Origin of the sequence: uncultured Tateyamaria sp. (genome assembly GCF_947503465.1) — a bacterium.
Classification (GTDB): Bacteria; Pseudomonadota; Alphaproteobacteria; order Rhodobacterales; family Rhodobacteraceae; genus Tateyamaria.
Window position 1 is genome coordinate 310,168 of the sequence record NZ_CANNDN010000001.1, and the last position, 18,175, is coordinate 328,342.

At 60.8% G+C, this 18,175-nt stretch carries 16 protein-coding genes; 8 read left to right on the top strand and 8 right to left on the bottom strand.

Translation table 11 applies throughout. The features are described 5' to 3' along the window. Positions 1-32 precede the first annotated feature (32 nt). The 5 genes from Q0844_RS01605 (at position 33) to Q0844_RS01625 (ending at position 7,347) form a co-directional block, all read left to right on the top strand. Complete coding sequence (locus Q0844_RS01605; protein WP_299041364.1) at positions 33-1,241, top strand: N-acetylmuramoyl-L-alanine amidase; 1,209 nt, start codon at positions 33-35, stop codon at positions 1,239-1,241. A 103-nt stretch (positions 1,242-1,344) separates the two neighbouring features. Continuing rightward, entirely contained in the window at positions 1,345-3,855 is a 2,511-nt protein-coding gene (locus tag Q0844_RS01610; RefSeq protein WP_299041366.1) for a PBP1A family penicillin-binding protein, read from the top strand. Between the two features lie 74 nt (positions 3,856-3,929). Then, positions 3,930-5,054, top strand: coding sequence for a peptide chain release factor 2 (gene prfB / locus Q0844_RS01615; RefSeq protein ID WP_299041369.1), 1,125 nt, complete (start codon positions 3,930-3,932; stop codon positions 5,052-5,054). An 80-nt stretch (positions 5,055-5,134) separates the two neighbouring features. Then, on the top strand, positions 5,135-6,556 hold the full coding sequence (locus tag Q0844_RS01620; protein WP_299041372.1) for an amidase: 1,422 nt from the start codon (positions 5,135-5,137) through the stop codon (positions 6,554-6,556). 2 nt (positions 6,557-6,558) lie between these two features. Next, complete coding sequence (locus tag Q0844_RS01625; protein WP_299041374.1) at positions 6,559-7,347, top strand: DUF2189 domain-containing protein; 789 nt, start codon at positions 6,559-6,561, stop codon at positions 7,345-7,347. On the opposite strand, the gene Q0844_RS01630 is transcribed toward Q0844_RS01625, so the two are convergent. The 3 genes from Q0844_RS01630 to Q0844_RS01640 form a co-directional block, all read right to left on the bottom strand. Next, positions 7,344-7,562, bottom strand: coding sequence for a hypothetical protein (locus Q0844_RS01630; RefSeq protein WP_299041376.1), 219 nt, complete (start codon positions 7,560-7,562; stop codon positions 7,344-7,346). The genes Q0844_RS01625 and Q0844_RS01630 overlap by 4 nt on opposite strands. Beyond that, complete coding sequence (locus Q0844_RS01635; RefSeq protein ID WP_299041378.1) at positions 7,559-8,713, bottom strand: aromatic ring-hydroxylating dioxygenase subunit alpha; 1,155 nt, start codon at positions 8,711-8,713, stop codon at positions 7,559-7,561. The genes Q0844_RS01630 and Q0844_RS01635 overlap by 4 nt, the downstream gene beginning before the upstream one ends. 89 nt (positions 8,714-8,802) lie before the next feature. Continuing rightward, on the bottom strand, positions 8,803-9,249 hold the full coding sequence (locus tag Q0844_RS01640; protein WP_299041380.1) for a hypothetical protein: 447 nt from the start codon (positions 9,247-9,249) through the stop codon (positions 8,803-8,805). Positions 9,250-9,391: 142 nt separating this feature from the next. Between Q0844_RS01640 and Q0844_RS01645 the strand changes: the two genes are divergently transcribed. Next, the gene (locus tag Q0844_RS01645; RefSeq protein WP_299041382.1) at positions 9,392-10,189 is read left to right on the top strand and encodes a helix-turn-helix transcriptional regulator; all 798 of its coding nucleotides are present in this window, start codon (positions 9,392-9,394) and stop codon (positions 10,187-10,189) included. Here Q0844_RS01645 and ilvN read toward each other — a convergent pair whose 3' ends face one another. The 5 genes from ilvN to Q0844_RS01670 form a co-directional block, all read right to left on the bottom strand. After that, positions 10,190-10,750, bottom strand: coding sequence for an acetolactate synthase small subunit (gene ilvN / locus Q0844_RS01650; protein WP_299041385.1), 561 nt, complete (start codon positions 10,748-10,750; stop codon positions 10,190-10,192). A 70-nt stretch (positions 10,751-10,820) separates the two neighbouring features. After that, positions 10,821-12,572, bottom strand: coding sequence for an acetolactate synthase 3 large subunit (locus Q0844_RS01655; protein WP_299041388.1), 1,752 nt, complete (start codon positions 12,570-12,572; stop codon positions 10,821-10,823). Between the two features lie 280 nt (positions 12,573-12,852). Next, entirely contained in the window at positions 12,853-13,434 is a 582-nt protein-coding gene (locus tag Q0844_RS01660) for a methyl-accepting chemotaxis protein (RefSeq protein ID WP_299041390.1), read from the bottom strand. A gap of 246 nt (positions 13,435-13,680) precedes the next feature. After that, complete coding sequence (locus tag Q0844_RS01665; protein ID WP_299041392.1) at positions 13,681-14,325, bottom strand: response regulator transcription factor; 645 nt, start codon at positions 14,323-14,325, stop codon at positions 13,681-13,683. Next, entirely contained in the window at positions 14,322-15,752 is a 1,431-nt protein-coding gene (locus Q0844_RS01670; RefSeq protein ID WP_299041393.1) for a cache domain-containing protein, read from the bottom strand. Before Q0844_RS01670 ends, Q0844_RS01665 begins: the two co-directional genes overlap by 4 nt. 251 nt (positions 15,753-16,003) lie before the next feature. Between Q0844_RS01670 and Q0844_RS01675 the strand changes: the two genes are divergently transcribed. Together Q0844_RS01675 and Q0844_RS01680 are read left to right on the top strand one after the other, a co-directional pair. Continuing rightward, positions 16,004-17,089: a TRAP transporter substrate-binding protein gene (locus Q0844_RS01675; RefSeq protein WP_299041395.1), complete on the top strand. Its 1,086-nt coding sequence runs from the start codon at positions 16,004-16,006 to the stop codon at positions 17,087-17,089. A gap of 110 nt (positions 17,090-17,199) precedes the next feature. Beyond that, entirely contained in the window at positions 17,200-18,156 is a 957-nt protein-coding gene (locus tag Q0844_RS01680) for a TRAP transporter small permease subunit (protein WP_299041396.1), read from the top strand. Positions 18,157-18,175 lie beyond the last annotated feature (19 nt).

Here is an 18,175-nt window from a genome sequence, read left to right on the forward strand (position 1 = left end):
ATGCTGCCCGCAAAACAAATAGGGCAGTGGTGATGCGGGCAGGTCTGGTCGCCTTTTTCATGTGGATTTTTGCGGTGGGCGCGGTGGCGCAGGACCTGTCGGGTCTGGCGCGGGTCGATGCGGCACGCAGCAGCATCGCCGACGGCTGGTTTGGTCAGACCGACGTGACGCTGGCGCTGAGCCAGGGTGTGCCGTTCCGTGTTTTCACGCTGGACGCGCCCGCCCGGCTGGTTGTCGATTTTCGCGAAGTTGATTTTGCAGGCCTGCAGCCCGACACCTTGCTGCCCGCGCCGGGCAAGATAACGGGCGTTCGGTTCGGTGCCTTCAAGCCGGGCTGGTCGCGGCTGGTCCTTGATCTGGGCACGCCGATGGTGCCCACCGAAATTGCGATGCCCGTCGATGTCTCGTCGGGGCAGGCGGTGTTGTCGATTGCGCTGGAGGGGGTGGATGCCGCGGCATTTTCGGATGCCGCAGGCGCGCCCCCGGATGCGGATTGGGCGGTGCAGGCGGCGGCCCCGCCTGCGGTGGTGTCCGAAGACAGCTTTGTCGTGGTGATCGACCCCGGTCACGGCGGGATCGACCCCGGCGCTGTGCGCGACACCACCAGCGAAAAAGAGCTGATGCTGGAAATCGGATTGGCGGTTCGTGACGCGCTGCGCCGTGCGGGCGGGGTCGAGGTGGTGATGACGCGGGATACCGACACGTTCGTTTCGTTGACCGGGCGCGTGGCGCTGGCCCATCAGGTGGGGGCGGATGCCTTTGTGTCGCTGCATGCGGACGCGCTGAGCCAGGGGCAGGCACGGGGGGCAACCGTCTACACCCTGTCCGAAGAAGCCAGCGATGCGGCCTCGGCCCAGTTGGCGGCACAGCATGACCGGGCCGACATTCTGGCCGGTGTCGATCTGAGCGGGACGGATGATCAGGTTGCATCCGTTCTGATGGATCTGGCCCGGACTGAAACCATGCCCCGCACCGGCACGTTGGCCCGCGCGCTGATCGAGAACATGGCGGCCTCTGGCGGTCCGATGAACAAGCGTCCGCTGCGCGAGGCGGGGTTTTCCGTGCTGAAAAGCGCCGACATCCCGTCCGTCCTGGTCGAGGTCGGCTTCCTGTCCGACCCGCGGGATCTGGCAAACCTGCGTGATCCCGTGTGGCGGGCCGTCATGGTCGAGGCGCTGGCCGCTGGCATCCTGCAATGGCGTGACGATGATCTGGCGATGCAGCCGCTGATTCGGCAATAGCCGATCACATCGGCGGGATCGCGCCGTGGATGTCTTTTGACCCTGTTCGCCGCCTCAAGTATACCCGTGCGAAAGCAACCGTGGAAAACAGGTGCGGGCGGTCATGTTTCGGTTCATTCTTTCCTTCTTTGGTGGGATCTTCACCACTGTGACCATGGGCATTGCGATGGTCGCCCTGTCCATTGGTGCGGTGTTCTGGATGTACGGGCGGGACCTGCCCAGTCACGAATCCCTGGCGCAGTACCAACCTGCCACGATCAGCCGCATCTATTCCGGCGAGGGACAGATCATTGACGAATTCGCACAGGAACGGCGCCTGTTCGCCCCGGCCGAAACGATCCCTGATCTGGTGAAGCAGGCGTTCATTTCGGCAGAAGACAAGAATTTCTACACGCATGAAGGATACGACCTGCGCGGCATCGGGGCTGCGGCCTACGACGCGGTGCGCAGTCGGGGGCGCGACGTGCGCGGTGCCTCGACCATCACACAGCAGGTGATGAAGAACTTCCTTCTGTCGGGGGACCGGCAAGCGGAACGTAAGATCAAGGAAATCATCCTGGCCGCCCGTGTCGAAGAGGCACTGACCAAGGAAAAGATCCTTGAGCTTTATCTGAACGAGATTTTCCTCGGGCAGAATTCCTATGGCGTGGCTGCCGCCAGCCAGACCTATTTCAACAAGACACTGACCGATCTGGCCCCGCACGAGGCCGCATTCCTTGCGTCACTGCCCAAGGCGCCGTCCGACTATCACCCGGTGCGCCGCGCCGACCGCTTGATGGCCCGCCGCAACTTTGTCCTCAAGGAGATGATGGAGAACGGCTATCTCGATAAGGCGACCTACGAGACAGAAGTGGCGATGCCGCTGCGGTCCGTGCAAAATGGCGACTTTGAAAGCTTCAAGGCAGAGCTGCCGCCACGCGACTACTTTACCGATGAGATCCGGCGCCAGTTGAGCGAGGATTTCGGAGAGGGTGAGTTCTTTACTGGCGGCTATACGGTGCGGGCCACCATTGATGCCGAAATGCAGCCCATTGCCGCTTCGGCGTTGCGGCGGCAATTGGAAAGCTATGATCGCGGGCAGGGCGTGTGGCGTGGCACCGGCAAACGGCTGGAAGCGGACCAGCTGGAAAACTGGGAAGACGCGCTGCGCACCGTGACAGTGGCCCGAGACATCGATCTGAACGGTGTCTGGCGGCCTGCCGTTGTGCTGGGCGTCGAGGATCAACAACTGCGCCTTGGGATCGAGGGATGGACGGATGCCGAAGCGGCGCCAGTCGTTCCACGCGAAGACATCCAGTGGATGCAGGGTAACTTCTTTGACAATTTCGAACCCGGGGACATCGTTCATGTCCGGGCCATGACAGCAGACAGTGACGGGTCGTTTGTCCGCTGGACCTTGCGGCAGGTGCCTGCGGTGCAGGGCGGCTTTGTCGCGATGGACGTGAACACCGGGCGTGTGATCGCGATGCAGGGCGGGTTCAGCTACCAGCATTCGGTCTTCAACCGCGCCACGCAGGCCAAACGTCAGCCGGGGTCGTCTTTCAAACCGTTTGTGTATGCCGCCGCTCTTGACAGTGGGTACAGCCCCGCAACCATCGTGGTGGACGCCCCGATCGAGATCAACACGCCCCAAGGCCTGTGGCGGCCGCGTAACTCTTCCAACCAGTTCTATGGTCCGACGCCGCTGCGCACGGGGATCGAACGGTCGCGGAACCTGATGACCATCCGTCTGGCCGAGGAAGTCGGAATGGATATCGTGGCCGACTATGCCGAACGGTTCGGCGTCTATGACAACATGGGCCGCTTCCTTGCCAACTCCTTGGGATCGGAAGAGACAACGCTTTATCAGATGGTGTCGGCCTATGCGATGTTTGCCAATGGTGGCGAGCGGGTACAGCCGACCCTGGTTGACCGGGTGCAGGACCGCTTTGGTCGCACGGTCTACAAGCATGACGAACGCAATTGCCGCGATTGCACACAACTGGCCAGCCTTGATCCAGGCTTTGCCCCGCGCGTGGTGTCCAACCGTGAGCGCGTCATGGACCCTGTCACGGCCTATCAGCTGACATCGATGATGAAAGGTGTTGTGGACCGGGGCACGGCCTCGCGTACCGTGAACCTGCCCGTGCCGATTGCAGGCAAGACCGGCACCACGAACGACGCCAAGGACGTTTGGTTTGTGGGCTTTTCCAGCGATATCGTTGCGGGCTGTTACATCGGCTACGATCAGCCGCGCAGCCTGGGCCGTGGCGCGTCGGGCGGGGGCATGTGTGGCCCTGTGTTCAGCGCCTTCATGCAGGAAGCGATTGGCAAGTTCGGCGGCGGTGCGTTCGAAGTGCCCGAAGAGTGTATGTTCATCAAGATCGACCGGTTCAGCGGCGCACGGCTGAGCGACAGCGCCGCGGGCGACAACGTGGTCAGCGAATGCTTCCGCGATGGGTTCGAGCCGACATTCGGCATTACGTTCGACGGTGGTTTTGCCATGGGTGCAGACCTGCCGCTGTTCGAGGAAGCGGGCGGAGGCGGCCGCCAGGTGACGACGTCGACCGGCAAGAAAGCCGTCGTTGGCCCCAAGGCGAACTTCGGCACGCTCAGCTCGGGCGGTCTCTACTGATTTCGACGCCCCAACTGATCTTGTCGCGCCGCGCGCCATGAGCTATCCCGAGGCTCTGCCAGGAAGGACAGATCATGCGGGCCGAAATTCAGAACATCGTTGAAGAGATTGAAAAGTCGGTGGCTTTGTTGGCCCAGCGGCTGGATGTCGATACGGCCCAGCACCGGTTGGAAGAGTTCAACGCGCGGGTCGAGGACCCCAACCTGTGGGATGATCCAGAGGCCGCGCAAAAGCTGATGCGTGACCGGCAAATGCTTGTTGATGCGATGGAAACACACGACCGCATCAAGCAGGACCTGGCCGACAATATCGAACTGATCGAACTGGGCGAGATGGAAGAAGACCAAGAGGTCATTTCGGACGCCGAAGCCGCGATCAGGGCCCTGGCCGAGACAGCCGCCCAGAAAGAGTTGGAGGCTTTGCTGGACGGCGAGGCCGATGGCAACGACACCTTTCTTGAGATCAATTCGGGCGCGGGGGGGACAGAATCCTGCGACTGGGCTGCCATGCTGGCCCGCATGTATGTTCGCTGGGCCGAGAAGAAGGGCTATAAGGTCGAACTGCAATCCGAGAGCGCAGGCGAAGAGGCCGGGATCAAGTCCGCGACCTACAAGATCAGCGGCCCCAACGCCTATGGGTGGTTGAAATCGGAATCGGGCGTGCACCGTCTGGTCCGTATCAGCCCCTTTGACAGCGCTGCCAAGCGTCACACCAGCTTTACCTCAGTTGGTGTTTATCCGGTTGTCGATGACAACATTGAAATTGAGATAAACCCGGCTGACATCCGTATCGACACCTACCGGTCGTCCGGTGCGGGTGGTCAGCACGTCAACACCACCGATTCCGCTGTGCGGATCACACACGCGCCCACGGGTATCGTTGTCACCAGTTCGGAAAAGTCCCAGCACCAAAACCGCGACATCGCGATGAAGGCGCTGAAAAGCCGTCTGTATCAAATGGAACTGGATCGCCGCAACGCTGCGGTAAACGAGATGCACGAGAACAAGGGGGACGCCGGTTGGGGCAACCAGATCCGGTCCTACGTCCTGCAACCCTATCAGATGGTGAAGGACCTGCGCACGAACCACGAGACGTCCGACACCAAGGGCGTCCTGGATGGCGATCTTGACGGTTTCATGGCTGCCACGCTGGCGCTGGACGTGTCAGGCAAATCGCGGGCCGAGGCGCAAAGCGACTAGACGATCCTTCCAGGATCGACACAGGATGGTACCTCAAAAAGGCGCTTCCCCTCTGGCAGGCCCGGCGTCACTGTAGTGGCATGACCGATCCACTTTCATTGACCGCCCTTGCACAATCCGACGCCCTGTCTCGGGGCACCCTGTCGGCGACAGAGCTGATGGAAGCCACACTTGCCCGGATTGCCGCCGTCAATCCGTCCGTGAACGCCATCGTGTCCTTGCGCGACGTGGCCGCCCTGTTGGCAGACGCCCGCGCCGCGGATGCGGCCCCGAGGACCGGCTGGTTGCATGGCATACCCATCGCGATCAAGGATCTGGCGCATGCCAGGGGGTTGCCCACCTCCATGGGGTCGCCCGTGTTCGCAGGCCAGGTCGCACAAGCGGACGACATCATGGTGGCGCGCCTGCGCGCCGCCGGGGCCATCATTATCGGCAAGACAAACACGCCCGAATTCGGACTTGGATCGCACAGCATCAACCCGGTTTTCGGTGCAACAAAAAACCCCTACGACACGGCGCGCAGCGCAGGTGGGTCATCCGGTGGCGCTGGGGTGGCATTGGCGTGCGGGATGGTGACGGTCGCAGACGGGTCCGACATGATGGGATCGCTGCGCAACCCGGCAGGATGGAACAATGTCTATGGCATGCGCCCCAGCTGGGGCCGCGTGCCATCCGAGCCGATGGGGGACAGCTTCCTGCACCAATTGTCAACGAACGGACCAATGGCGCGCACACCTGCCGATCTGGCCGCGCTACTGGATACAATGGCAGGTTCGGATCCTCGTCAGCCGCATGGGGTCGATGCTCCGCCAACCTTGCCGCAGATCGGGGGCGGGGCCCAGGGCATGCGCCTGGGCTGGTTGGCAGATTGGGGCGGTGCACTGCCAATGGAGGATGGGGTCCTTGCGCTGTGTCGATCAGCGCTTGAACAGATGGCGCAGCTTGGCGTGACGATCGATGCGCTGGTTGCACCTTTTGACCGGGACGCGATTTGGCAGTCCTGGATCACCTTGCGCAGTTGGGCCGTGGCCGGTGGCCTTGGTGCGTTGCACGATAATCCGACAACCCGTGCGCAGCTCAAGGACACGGCCATCTGGGAAATTGAACGCGGGCACGCCCTGAGTGCAATGGAAGTGCACCGTGCCAGTGTCACGCGTTCCGAATGGTTCAAATCCGCGGCCACACTTTTTGAAACCTATGATGTGTTGGCGTTGCCGTCGGCACAGATCTGGCCCTTTGATGTGACGCTGGACTGGCCCAAGGATATCGCGGGCACCGCTATGGACACCTATCACCGCTGGATGGAGGTCGTGGTGCCCGCAAGCCTTCTGGGTCTGCCTGCCGTTTGCATCCCCGCCGGGTTCGGCGGGCCGCATGACCTGCCCATGGGCGTGCAACTGATCGGGTGCAGGGGCAGTGATGCGATGTTGCTGCGCCTGGCGCAGGCGTGGCACGATGCGACAGACTGGCCCGCACGTCGGCCGCCCCCAAAGGTGTCGTGACCATGCAATCACATCCATATCCTGCCCTTCCTGCCGGCGTTCCGCCGTTCCAGACCCCGCAACCCGGCTTTGTCCGCCGTGCCCTCGCTGCCGGGTGGGCCGACTTTCGGGCGGCGCCGGGCTTTGGGATACTGACAGGACTGGGCGCAGTTTTGGCGGGCTGGGGACTTGTCGGTCTGACGCTTTGGGCTGGTCACACCTTTTGGCTGATCTTGGCGGTCTTTGGCTTTCCGCTTGTGGCACCGCTATGCGCCCTTGGCACATACGAAGTGTCGCGGCGCATCGGCATGGGGCGTTCCGCAGGCGTTGCAGATGTTCTGTCCCGGTTGCGGGCCGAGCGGGGACGGCAATTGCCGTGGCTGTCGATGCTGATGGTTGTGGCGCTTTTGTTTTGGTTCTTTCTAGGGCACATGATCTTTGCCCTCTTCCTGGGGCTGAAACCGATGGTGAATGTGACCACGTCACTGGACGTGTTCCTGAGCCGGGACGGCCTGATGATGATGGCCCTTGGCACCGCGGTCGGCGGTGTCTTTGCGTATATCTTCTTTGCCATGTGCGTGCTGGGCTTGCCGCTGCTGCTGGCCCGCGAGGTGGACTACATGACGGCCATCCTGACCAGTTGGGGGCACGTGCAGACACATTTCGTCCCGATGTTGGGCTGGGCTTGCGTCATTGTTGTACTTTTGTTTCTGGCCATGTTGCCGGGTCTTTTGGGCCTGATCTTTGTGCTGCCATGGCTTGGCCACGCATCATGGCATGTCTATGCACAGATGGCGGCGGGCGCGCGCTAAAGCGGCGTTTCACGTCCCATGCTGACCAATGTATTGCGCAGGTCGACAGCGGACGGGTGCGCCGTTTCCATGGCAAACACATGCGCCTGCGTCAGGAAAAAGGCGCGCTCATCCTCTCCTGATGCGGCTTTTGCCGCTTCCACGTAAAGATCCACCATGGCGCGGCCGTCGCCTTGCGCATGGGCCGCCAGAAGCCGCGCGTCCAACGGTTTCATTCTGCGGCGTCGGCCGCAGCACGATGCGCCATCATCCGGTCCGCGACCCAGGCGTGAAACAGATGCGTCGGTCCATCCATGGCGGGCGAAAAGCGCCCACCGTCGAACATGGGCGTCTGCCGTCCGCGCTGCATCCCTTCAACCACAAAGATGTCCTCTTCGAACACCTGTTTCCACAGGGTGGTGTTGCGGACCCGCAAGCCGGGGTCCGTGTCCGGCCGGGCATAGTAGAGATGGATGTTTTCGACCGTCTGTCCGGGAGATTGCGGAACCAGAACAATCGCAAACGTATGGTCGCGGTGCACACCCAACAGCACATTGGGGTAGGCGGTGACGTATTCGGCCGCTGTGTCCCACTTGTCGTTCAGGGCCTCGAAATCCGGAAAGGTCTGGCCGTCTTTACCCCGCAACTGGCGGTAAACCAGCGTGCCCTGGCCCGAATACTTGCCGGGTGCCTCGATATGGTAGTGATCTTCGAGACGTGAATAGGTGTTCAGATCCGGGTGGACCCAGGGCAGGTGGTAGCTTTCGCAATAGTTTTCGACAGCAAGCTTCCAGTTGCAATTGACTGTCAGTTGAAACGCGCTGTCTGCGCCCCCGTGATACAGGGGTTTGTCAAATTCTGACCAGCGCGTCAGCAGATCCGCATGGGTGTCTTGGAAAGGGGCAGCGGTGCCGGACAGGTTGATCCAGACCACATCCATCCAGATGTGGCTGCGCACTTCGATGAGGCCCAGCAGCGCCTTGTCGATCCCGTCCACTGTGTTCTGCCCGGGCCCGCCCACATGCGGTGTCGACACAAGCCGCCCTTCGGTGGAATAGCACCAACTGTGATACGGGCACCGAATGGCCCCTTCGATCTTGCGCGGGGCATCGACAAGGATCATGCCCCTGTGGCGACAGATGTTGTGAAACACGCGCACATCGCCGGATCTGTCGCGGATCAAAAGCAGCGGCATGCCCAGAAAGGTGACCGGCACCGCGTCGCCGGGCGCGGGAACATCTGCGGCGACAGCAAGGCCGGACCAGCCCGCGACCAAAAGCGCATCACGCTCCTCTTCAAAAACGGACTGATCGGTGTAATGCGCATTGGGCAGTCCATGCGCCGATGAAATGGGACGGCGGACTGCCGCAAAGTCAGTGACGTTCATCTGTGCCCCCGAATGCAAGTGCAATCAGGGTAGCGCCTTCACCCATGCAAGCGCGCGAAATTTCGACAGCTTTTTGCCGTCTCCGACACTCAGCCCTGTTTGCGCCGCGCCGTTTGCATTGCCGGGATGGGGCGTGTCGCGGGGCTCAGCCTGAAAGGAATGATTTCCGCCGAATCCGCCACATCGACGCGCGCCTTTGGCGCAGTAGCCTTGCAGGTCAGGCTGTTGGTCAATGCGCGCCCGATGTTTTGCTGCAACCGGCAAGCCCGATGGACTTTCCTGACCTTGTTTTCAGTGATCACGTCGAATTCGACCATGTCGCCCACATCGAAAAAGTGGTCGGGCATGGCCGTGCACATGTCCCGAGACAAAAAGGCCAGGTCGCCGTGATCTTCGCACCAGATCACTGCTTTCTCCGCGACGGGATCGCTCCAAAGTATGACACCAATCATCATTCTACCCAGAGTTGGACGATCTTTATCAAACTCAATTCTGGACATTTGTGACATGCTTAAGTCGGCAACGTGCGCTTGCATTTTGTGTCTGCCACAGTATCGTGTGGTTGCAATTCTGCGTCACCGTTGACGCGAAGTGGCGTCATATCTGCATTCACCTGAAGCAGAGTGGCGTCGTTGTAACGATTGAACTTCCAATTCAAGCACGAACGAAGAGACGACCATGCCCGAAATGCGCAGATCACCGGCGGAATTGCGCAGCATGTTTGGGGACAATCTGCGGATTCTCGCCGATGCCTATCCGTCCATTTCCGAATTGTCGCGCCAATTGGGCATCAACAGGACGCAGTTCAACCGCTACCTGTCCGGCGAAAGTTTTCCGCGCCCAGACGTTCTGTCGCGGATCTGCGACTTCTTTGACGTGGATGCGCGTGTTTTGCTGGAACCGGTGCAAAACATCCTGTCGGGGTCGGACCCGTTGTCTGGTCCGTTTCTCAAGGACTTTGTCGGCTCCGGCGTGGATTCAGTGGGCGAGGACATCTTTCCAACCGGTTTCTATCGCTTTTCGCGGCGCAGCTTCCTGGAAGCGGACAAATATGTCACCGGATTGGTGCGTGTGTTTCGCGACGATACGGCAACGGTCCTGCGCGGGTACGAGACCCGCGCCGCGCTTAGCTCTCAGGGGATGTCGGTCACACGGCAGGCACGTGAATTTCGCGGTCTTGTTTTGCGGCAAGAGGATGGGGTCAGTATCCTTATCTCGCGCAGCGGCTCCCATACGGCGTCGTTCAATTATCTCAGCCGGGTGACGTCCTTCGAAAACAACTTTTGGGTGGGGTATGTGACGCGCACCATCAAGGAAAACCTTGGGGACGACCGGATCGTGCGGATGGTGTACGAATACCTTGGAACGGGATTCAGCCGCGCCAAGGAAACGGCCCGCAAGGCGGGCTACTGCACTGCGGATGAATTGGCGCCGTTCGAGCGCCGATTGCTGAAAGTGGGCGAGCCGTTCGCCTAGTCAGTCACCGCGGGGCAGGGCGGCCACGCCCGTGCGCGCCACTTCCACCAAACCCAGCGGGCGCATCAAGTCGGCAAAGGCGTCGATCTTGTCCGGCGCCCCCGTGATCTCGAAGACGAAACTTTCAAGCGTGCTGTCCACGACATTCGCGCGGAAGATGTCGGCCAGCCGCAGCGCCTCGACCCGTTTGTCGCCCTGACCGGTCACCTTGAACATGGCCAACTCGCGCTCGACCGACGGCCCTTCGACCGTTAGGTCGTGGACCTCGTGCACGGATACGATGCGACCCAGTTGCGCCTTGATCTGCTCGATGACCTGCGGTGTTCCGGTGGTCACGATGGTGATACGGGACAAGTGCCCGGTGTGGTCCACCTCGGCCACGGTCAGGCTTTCGATGTTGTAGCCGCGGCCTGAAAAGAGGCCAATAACGCGCGCCAGAACGCCCGGTTCGTTCTCGACCAGCACGGCCAGCGTGTGCCGTTCCTCGACGTCGGAGAAGGTGGGCCGTAGGTTATAGGCGGAATGGCTTGTGGAGCCTTTTTTGATCTTTAGAGCGGACATCTTCTTTTCCTTGTCGTCGGCGGCAACTTCCAGAATTTCCGGGCCGTTTTCTTTGAAAGAAAGCGGCGCGTTACACCAGTACGGAGCCTTTGGCATCAATCACCCCCTGCGTCTCGGCCTCGCCCAGCAGCATCTCGTTGTGCGCCTTGCCCGACGGGATCATGGGGAAGCAGTTTTCGTGCTTTTCCACCAGACAGTCGAACAGAACCGGCCCGTCATGGTTGATCATTTCCATGATTGCGTCGTCCAGATCGGCAGGGTCGGAACACAGGATACCCTTGGCGCCAAACGCCTCGGCCAACTTCACGAAGTCGGGCAGGCTCTCGGACCACGAATGCGAATACCGTTCACCATGCAGCAATTCCTGCCACTGTCGCACCATACCCAGCCGTTCGTTGTTCAGGATGAACTGCTTGACGGGCAGGTTGAATTGCATGGCCGTGCCAAGTTCCTGCATGTTCATCAACCACGACGCCTCGCCCGCAACATTGATCACCAACGCCTCCGGGTGTCCCATCTGCACCCCGATCGAGGCGGGAAATCCGTATCCCATGGTGCCCAGCCCGCCAGAGGTCATCCAGCGGTTCGGATCTTCAAAACCGAGATATTGAGCTGCCCACATCTGGTGTTGTCCGACCTCGGTACAGATGTAACGGTCGTGGTCCTTTGTCAGGGCCTCGAGGCGCGCCAGCGCGTGCTGCGGTTTGATTGTCTTGCCGGTCTGTTTGAACTTCAGGCAATCGACGGCCTTCCACTCTTCGATCTTCGACCACCATTGTGCCAGCGCGGATTGGTTCGTCTTGCGCCCGCGCGATTTCCACACCTTAAGGATATCCTCAAGCACGTGGCCCACGTCCCCCACGATCGGGATATCCGCCTTGATCACCTTGTTGATCGAGGACGGGTCGATGTCGATATGCGCTTTTTTCGATTTCGGGCTGAACGCGTCGATGCGGCCAGTGATCCGGTCGTCAAAGCGCGCGCCGATGTTGATCATCAGATCGCAATCGTGCATCGCCATGTTGGCTTCGTAAAGGCCGTGCATGCCCAACATGCCCATCCAGTGCTTGCCCGACGCGGGGTAGGATCCCAGGCCCATCAGCGTGGAGGTGATCGGAAAGCCTGTCGCGTCCACCAGTTCGCGCAGAAGCTGGCTGGCGCCGGGGCCGGAGTTGATCACGCCGCCGCCGGTATAGAAGATCGGGCGTTTGGCCGTTTCGATCGCGGCCACCAGTTCGATGATCGCCTCCATGTCGCCCTTGACCTGCGGCTGATAGTGCGAGGTCGACGGCTTGGGCGCCTGATACGTCCCGGTCGCAAACTGAACATCCTTCGGAATGTCGACCAGCACCGGGCCGGGACGGCCCGCGGTTGCGACGTGAAACGCCTCGTGCATGACGCCGGGCAGCCGGTCGGTCTCCTTCACCAGCCAGTTGTGCTTGGTGCAGGGGCGGGTGATGCCCACGGTGTCAGCCTCCTGAAACGCGTCCGAACCGATCATGAAGGTGGGCACCTGGCCCGTCAGAACGATGATCGGGATCGAATCCATCAGCGCATCGGTCAGGCCCGTCACGGCGTTCGTCGCACCGGGACCGGAGGTCACAAGGCACACGCCCGGTTTGCCCGTGGCACGCGCATAGCCTTCGGCCGCGTGCACAGCACCCTGTTCATGCCGCACCAGAATGTGCTTGATCGAGTTCTGCTGAAATATCTCGTCGTAAATCGGTAGCACGGCGCCGCCAGGATATCCGAATACCGTGTCCACACCCTGATCAATAAGGGCTTGGACGACCATTTTCGCTCCGGTCATTTGACGTGTCATGTCCGCGTGCTCCGATTTGCGGTTCCTGTTGCGCATAAAAAAGCCCCCGGGTTTCGGGGGCGCATGGGTGTCGATCTGGAAGTCCGTTACCGGCCCATGCGCGTGTCCACTACGATGACGACTAGTTCAGTCATTAGCCAAGGGCCTTCTTTTGCGTGAGCGGACCCTATGCGTACCCCAAAGGAGGGTCAACAGGCGAATTTCAGAAAAATCTGTCTGTGGGGGTAAAAAATGCGACATTATCTTGCGTCGCGGGCCTGCCTGACGACACGAAGCGCATTTATCGGCAGTTTTTTCCCGTCGGATCGTCCTTTACGCCACCTGTCATGGCCGCGATGTCGGTCCGGGCCGTTACCGACAGGCGCTGGATCTCTTCCGCCAAGGTTTTGAATTCGACCGCGATCACGCCCAGACCCCGCCCGGCGTCGCCAACACGCGCCGCTTCTACCGAGGCGTTGAGCGACACCAGCCGCACGTGTTTGCCAATCTGTTCAAGCCGCGTCAGGGTCTGGCCAATGGCCTTGCCCGCCGCTGCCGCGCGTTCCACTTCCTCGTGCCGCGTCGCGTCCAGGCTGGCCCACAGCCCATCGCAGAACTCGGTCACGGTTTCAAAGAAACCGCCGCGGCCAAATCGAAGATGCGCATCCAGCGCATCGCGCAATTGCCGTTTGTCATCTGCGTCCGCGGCCTTCACAATATCGAACGTCAAATCCCGCATCTGAACAAAGGCCGCGACATGTTTCGGGCAGGCGGTTCCGTGTTGACCAATCCAGTCACAGACCCACTCGGGCACCGACCGCATCGGATCGGACCCCTCAACCAGGGATGCGGCCCTTGCAATTGCATCACTTTGTTCAAGCAAGATATCGCGCCAGGTGGAGCGTGTCGCAGCAGGCTCAAGCCCGAATGGGTTTGTGCGAAAGAGGTATGAGCCAAACAGCGCAGCGCGTATCGCCCGCGCACGGGTGGTCGCAATCAGGTCAATCGCAGACCGCCGCCGAGCAAAACGTTCGGCGTCTGTTTCGACAGCCGGTGAAAGGGTGGGCGCGGGTTGCAACATGCGCAACACATGGCAGTGAGGAGTGTAGAAATGGTTAGCGCAGACGCGTTAAAGCGCGTTTCCGGTACCTTGCAGAACGCCGTGTTCCAGCGCGTATCGGGTCAGTCCTGCGGTCGATGAAATACCCAGCTTGCGTTTGATATTCTTGCGGTGGGTTTCGACCGTCCGGACAGAGATATCGAGCGCGATGGCCACTTCCTTGTTCGACAGGCCCTGCGCCAATTGCAGAAGGATCGTCTGTTCGCGCCCCGTCAGAGCCCCCGCGGCATCCGCACGCTTGGGCGCAATGGCCCCTTCGGCCCCGGTGCACAGGTACCGCTCGCCGTTCATGACGGTCTGGATTGCTTGGGCGATTTCGTCGGTGGGAACGTCCTTCAGCACATATCCCATCGCACCGTGGCTAAGTGCGGACGAAATGTATTCGGGGCTGTCGTGCATCGACAGGATCAATATGCGCGTGCCCGGGCGTTTTTCCAGCACCAGTTCTGTGGCAGTGAGCCCGCCCATTTCAGGCATGTTGAGATCCATTAGGATGACATCGGGATCAAAACGGTCCAATTGGTCAATGACGGACCGCCCATTGCCCAGTGTGCCCACGACCGCGATACCGTCGTGATCTTCGAGAACGGACTGGATGCCTTGGGCGACCATCGGGTGATCATCGACGATCAGAACACGAATGGGTTGGGTCATGCGCGCGCGCGCTCCTTTGGTGTCGTCGTGCTTTCGGGGGGCAGAAGGTGGGTCAGGGGCACCGTGGCTTCGATCACGGTGCCGCCCTGGGTCCCTGCACCTGACAGGATGCGCAAGCTGCCGTCCAACTGTTCCACCCGCTCCTGCATGTTGCGCAGGCCAATCCCGGCAGAGCGGCGGCTGAGCGATTGGTCAAGGCCCACGCCATTGTCCGAGATTCGCAACGTCGCCCCGCGTTTGTGACCGCGCAGATCAACCGACACGTTCGAGGCCGCCGCGTGCCGTTCGATATTTGTCAGGGCCTCCTGGGCAATGCGGTACAACGCAATCTTGGCATCCTGGTCCAGCCGATTGCGGAACACGACGGTCTGGAAATCCGTTTCGATCCCGGTGCGATCCGCGAAATCTTCGACCAGCGCCTTGAGGGCCGGGCCAAGGCCCAGATCATCCAGCGCGCCCGGGCGCAGATCACGGCTGATCCGGCGGACCTCGGAAATGGCGGTGCCCAGGTTCTCGATCCCTTGGGTAAGGGGGGCCTGCGCGTCGCCATTGCCCTTGTCCAGACGCCGCCGCGTGCTGTCGAGCGCATAGCGCACGCCCACAAGGATCTGGCTGATCCCGTCATGCAATTCGCGTGCCACGCGTCCGCGTTCTTCCTCTTGCGCATCAAACACGCGCTGTGTGAGTTTCTTCAGCTTGGCATCGGCCAGCCGCCGTTCGCGGATGTTCAGGGCCATGCCGGAGCCAAACACCAAAAGCAGCGCTGCCAGCGTGATGCCGGAGATATAGTAAAAGGTGCGCTGCACCCGTGTTTCCACATCCGCGCGGGCGGCGGCCACGGATGTCAGGACGTCGTCGATGAACACACCCGTGCCGACAGCCCACCGCCACGACGGGAAGGACGTAACGTATGTGATCATCTCGGCCTCTTGCCCATTCGACGGCTTTTCCCACAGGTGCGTCAGGTACCCGTCGCCCTGGCGTGCAATCTCGATCAACTCGGCCACGACCGGCGTGCCGCGACTGTCGGTCAGGTCCAGATGGTTGCGGTTGATCATGTCGGTCTGGCGCGGACTGACCAGGTTGGTGCCGTCATAGTCGTAGACAAAGAAAAACCCTTCGTCCCCGTAAATCATGGCCGAGAGGATCTGGGCCACTTGATCCTTGGCGTTCTGATCATCGGGTGCGGCAGAGCCATAGATGAAGTAAAAGCCGTTGCGGGCTTGCGTGACGTAGTTGCGCAGTTCGCGTTTCTTGGCCTCTATCAGTTGCGATTCCAGCGCTTGTATTTCGCGTTCGGCCAAGGCGCGGGACTGCACGGCCACGAGCAGAGCAATGGCCGCCACTGCCAGGATCAGCGGGACCGCTGCCACCAACGACAGCTTTTGCGCATAGGTCAGGCGCAGGTTGGAGAATATTTGACGCACAGACCGATTCGATACGCGGATTACCGCTCGAATCAAAGGGGCAGGAAGCATTTTGGTCGCGCTAACATCATGCTGGGCCCAATACCGAGATGTAGAATTGGTGAAAAATACTGACCAAACCGGCCGATTTGCACGCTTTCTACGCAGTACTAGGTATTTCCATCGTGGCCCCCATCACTAATGTGGCCGCACTCGAAACGATCCGCCCGCCCTGGGAGGGGAAGGGCATCATATCTGGGAGGAGTATCTCTATGGATCGTCGTTCTTTTCTGAAGACATCTGCACTGGGCGGTTCCGCTGCCGCTGCAACGACACTGGCCGCACCGGCCTATGCGCAAGGCAAGCGCACGCTCACCATGGTTACATCGTGGCCCCGCGGCTTTGCCGTTCTGGATGATGCGGCCAGCTATCTTGAGCAGTTCGTGTCGGCCATGTCGGACGGTCAACTGACCATCGACAAGAAGGCCCCGGGCGAACTGGTTGGCGCATTCGAAGTGTTTGACGCCGTGTCGTCGGGCCAGGCGGACATGTATCACTCGGCCGACTACTATTTCATCGGTCAGCACCCGGCCTATGCCTACTACACCGCCGTGCCCTTCGGCGGCACCGCGCAAGAGGTCACCAACTGGTACGAGCACGGCGGCGGCCAGGAGCTTCACGACGAGCTGGGCGAAATCTTCAACCTCAAAGGCCTGTTGGCGGGTAACTCCGGTTCGCAGTCCGGTGGCTGGTTCCGCAACGAGATCAATTCAGCTGCCGATTTCAACGGCCTGAAGTTCCGTATGCCCGGTCTGGGTGGCAAGGTGCTGGGCAAGCTGGGCGCGTCCGTGCAGAACATCCCTGGTGGTGAACTGTACCAGGCGCTGTCGTCCGGTGCTCTGGACGGTCTGGAGTGGGTTGGCCCGATGGCTGACGAACGCGCCGGCTTCCAGGAAGTTGCAAAGGTTTACTACACTGCCGGTTTCCACGAGCCGGGATCGGCTCTGGCCGCCAACGTGAACCTGGACGTCTGGAACGACCTGACCCCGCAACACCAGGCGATCCTGCAAGGCGCGTCGCGTGCTGTGACCTACTACCAGCTGTCCGAAACGCTGGCCAACAACGGTGCCGCTCTGGCCCGCCTGCAACAGCAGGGCGTCAAGACGCTGCAATTCTCGGACGATGTCTGGGATGCGTTCGGTGCCGCTTCGGCAGAGGTTATGGACGAGAACATGGGCGACGAGCTGTTTGCAAAAACACGCGCTTCGTTCGAAGAAAGCCTCGCCACCTCGGCAAGCTGGATCAACAAATCGGACGGCTACTATGTCAGCCAGCGCGTACGCGTGCTGGGCGGCTAAGCCCGTCTTTATTGAAATCGCCAAGGGCCCCGATCAGCGGGGCCCTTGGTTCACGTGAAGAACTGAGGCGATCCGTGCGCTGACAGGGCCGGGTTGCAGGGGGCACATCCATGGAAAACGAAACCGGCGCCGAAGCGGCGGGCACTTTTGCGACGCTGATTGACGGCGTTCTGTGGTTCTTTCAGAGCCTCGGCCTGGCCTTTTACAACATCGCCTATGCGATCACGCACCCGTCCGCTTGGCTGGACTGGGTGACCTGGACGGGCACGCCCGAGGACAAACTGTCGCTGATGAAATTCGTCTATTATGGCGGATCGACCGAGTTCTTCTTTGCTGTGCTGGCCGTCATCCTCGTCACCACGGCCATTGGCCTGTGGCGCAATGAATTCATGTGGGGCTGCGTGCGGGTGATGGAGGGGATCGCCAACACCTCCGGACGGTTCTTCGCCTGGGCGGGCCTCCTGATGGTGATCCAGCAGATCATCATCGTGTTTATGCAGCGCATCTTTACCCGGCCCGACATTTCAATCGGTTTTGGTATCCCGTTGCAATTCGACATCTCGTGGTTTGCCGAAGAACTGAAACTCTACAACGCGCTCGTCGTCTGCATGTGCGTAACATACACCTTTGTACAGGGCGGGCACGTGCGGGTGGACCTGATCTATTCGGCGGTGAAATTCCGCACCAAGCGGGTGATCGACATCTGCGGATCCATGCTGTTCATGGTGCCGTCGGCGACGCTCATCTGGATGTATGGCTGGTACTTCCTATGGCGCCACCTGGTTACTCCGAAACCGGCTGCCAGCTGGGACCTTGAGCGGGCCGAACGGTCGGCCCGCGCCGTGCGCTGGAACGTCGAGACCATCGGGTTCAGTCCGAACGGGTTTAATGGGTACTTCCTGTTCAAAATCCTGCTGGTCGCGTTTGCTGGGCTCGTCTTCCTGCATGCGATCGCCTTTGCCTACCGCTCGTATCTCGAGTGGAAAGAAGGGCCGGAGAGTGAAGGCAAATACCTCGACCGCGACAGCTTGGGCGAGGGCGAAGAAGCCTACGAAGGCACACACTGATTTAGGGGCTGAGAAGAGC

Bases quoted from the DNA above. Each gene is read 5' to 3' on its own strand.
- Q0844_RS01680 (WP_299041396.1), top strand. From the start codon at position 17,200: ATGGAAAACGAAACCGGCGCCGAAGCGGCGGGCACTTTTGCGACGCTG.
- Q0844_RS01655 (WP_299041388.1), bottom strand. From the start codon at position 12,572: ATGACACGTCAAATGACCGGAGCGAAAATGGTCGTCCAAGCCCTTATT.
- Q0844_RS01635 (WP_299041378.1), bottom strand. From the start codon at position 8,713: ATGAACGTCACTGACTTTGCGGCAGTCCGCCGTCCCATTTCATCGGCG.
- Q0844_RS01620 (WP_299041372.1), top strand. From the start codon at position 5,135: ATGACCGATCCACTTTCATTGACCGCCCTTGCACAATCCGACGCCCTG.
- Q0844_RS01625 (WP_299041374.1), top strand. From the start codon at position 6,559: ATGCAATCACATCCATATCCTGCCCTTCCTGCCGGCGTTCCGCCGTTC.
- Q0844_RS01605 (WP_299041364.1), top strand. From the start codon at position 33: ATGCGGGCAGGTCTGGTCGCCTTTTTCATGTGGATTTTTGCGGTGGGC.
- Q0844_RS01645 (WP_299041382.1), top strand. From the start codon at position 9,392: ATGCCCGAAATGCGCAGATCACCGGCGGAATTGCGCAGCATGTTTGGG.
- ilvN (WP_299041385.1), bottom strand. From the start codon at position 10,750: ATGTCCGCTCTAAAGATCAAAAAAGGCTCCACAAGCCATTCCGCCTAT.
- Q0844_RS01665 (WP_299041392.1), bottom strand. From the start codon at position 14,325: ATGACCCAACCCATTCGTGTTCTGATCGTCGATGATCACCCGATGGTC.
- prfB (WP_299041369.1), top strand. From the start codon at position 3,930: ATGCGGGCCGAAATTCAGAACATCGTTGAAGAGATTGAAAAGTCGGTG.
- Q0844_RS01640 (WP_299041380.1), bottom strand. From the start codon at position 9,249: ATGCAAGCGCACGTTGCCGACTTAAGCATGTCACAAATGTCCAGAATT.
- Q0844_RS01675 (WP_299041395.1), top strand. From the start codon at position 16,004: ATGGATCGTCGTTCTTTTCTGAAGACATCTGCACTGGGCGGTTCCGCT.
- Q0844_RS01610 (WP_299041366.1), top strand. From the start codon at position 1,345: ATGTTTCGGTTCATTCTTTCCTTCTTTGGTGGGATCTTCACCACTGTG.
- Q0844_RS01630 (WP_299041376.1), bottom strand. From the start codon at position 7,562: ATGAAACCGTTGGACGCGCGGCTTCTGGCGGCCCATGCGCAAGGCGAC.